Raw genomic sequence first — 1319 nt, forward strand, 5'->3', positions numbered from 1 at the left:
GCCCGGCAGGACATCACCATCTATCACAAGCTGGCTGTCTGCGACATTTCCAAGGGTTCCCCCATCTGCAAGTACGGCGAGCACATCGGCATTGCCTCCTGCGACATCAAGGCCGGCGAGCATGTCCACGTCCACAATGTGGAGAGCCACCGCGAGGACCTGGAAGCCGAGGCATAAGGGAAAAGGAGGAAGTAAGGCATGAATTTCTATGGTTATAAGCGTCCCGACGGCCGCGTGGGTATCCGGAACAAGGTTCTGATCCTGCCCGCCAGCGTCTGCGCATCGGACACCACCCGCATCATCTCCCAGCAGGTGGTGGGTTCCGTCACCTTCAACAACCAGAACGGCTGCTCTCAGGTCGCCTCTGACCAGCAGCTGACCATGGACGTGATGGCCGGCTTTGCCGCCAACCCCAACGTCTACGGCACCGTGGTGGTCTCCCTGGGCTGTGAGAACTGCCAGATGGACCTGGTGGTCAAGGCCATCCAGGAGCGGACCAACAAGCCCCTCAAGCAGGTCATCATCCAGGAGGCCGGCGGCACCCTGAAGGCCATTGACCAGGCGGTGCGCTATGCCAAGGAGATGGTGGCCGAGGCCTCCATGCTCCAGAAGGAGGAGTTCCCCATCTCCGAGCTCATCGTGGCCACCGAGTGCGGCGGCTCCGATCCCACCAGCGGCCTGGCTGCCAACGTGCTCATCGGCCAGCTCTCCGACCTGATGGTCCGGGAGGGCGGCACCTCCATCCTCAGCGAGACCACCGAGTTCATCGGCGCCGAGCACATCCTGGCCCGCCGCGCCGCCACTCCCGAGGTCCGGGACCGCATCTTTGAGATCGTCCACCGCTACGAGGAGGCCCTGCGCCTGGTGGGCGAGGAGGTCCGTGAGGGCAACCCCTCCCCCGGCAACAAGACCGGCGGTATCACCACCCTGGAGGAGAAGTCCCTGGGCTGCATCCACAAGGGCGGCCACTCCCCCGTCAACGCCGTGTACGACTACGCCAAGCAGGTTGCCCCCAAGAGCGGCCTCGTGATCATGGACACCCCGGGCAACGACCCCTCCTCCGTGGCTGCCATGGTGGCCGGCGGCGCCCAGGTGGTGGTCTTCTCCACCGGCCGCGGCACCCCCACCGGCAACCCCATCGCCCCCGTCATCAAGATCACCGGCAACCGCATCACCTTCGCCAACATGGAGGATAACATCGATGTGGATGCCTCCCCCATCATCTACGGCGGAGATCTCACTCAGATGGGCGACGAGCTCCTGCAGCTGGTGGCCGACGTGGCCAGCGGCAAGCAGACCAAGGCCGAGTCTCTCGGCTA

The 1319-nt window shown here is 64.5% G+C and carries 2 protein-coding genes; both read left to right on the forward strand.

Features of this window, described 5'->3' with window-relative positions:
* The first annotated feature begins 12 nt into the window (after nt 1–12).
* The gene (locus I2C21_RS17395; RefSeq protein ID WP_502709467.1) at nt 13–177 is read left to right on the forward strand and encodes a hypothetical protein; all 165 of its coding nucleotides are present in this window, start codon (nt 13–15) and stop codon (nt 175–177) included.
* A 21-nt stretch (nt 178–198) separates the two neighbouring features.
* Nucleotides 199–1319, forward strand: a 1121-nt coding sequence (locus tag I2C21_RS17400; protein WP_195279894.1) for a UxaA family hydrolase, incomplete at its 3' end; no start/stop codon positions are given.

Source organism: Clostridium sp. J1101437_171009_A5 (assembly GCF_015547905.1).
GTDB classification, from domain to species: Bacteria; Bacillota; Clostridia; order Oscillospirales; family Oscillospiraceae; genus Pseudoflavonifractor_A; species Pseudoflavonifractor_A gallinarum.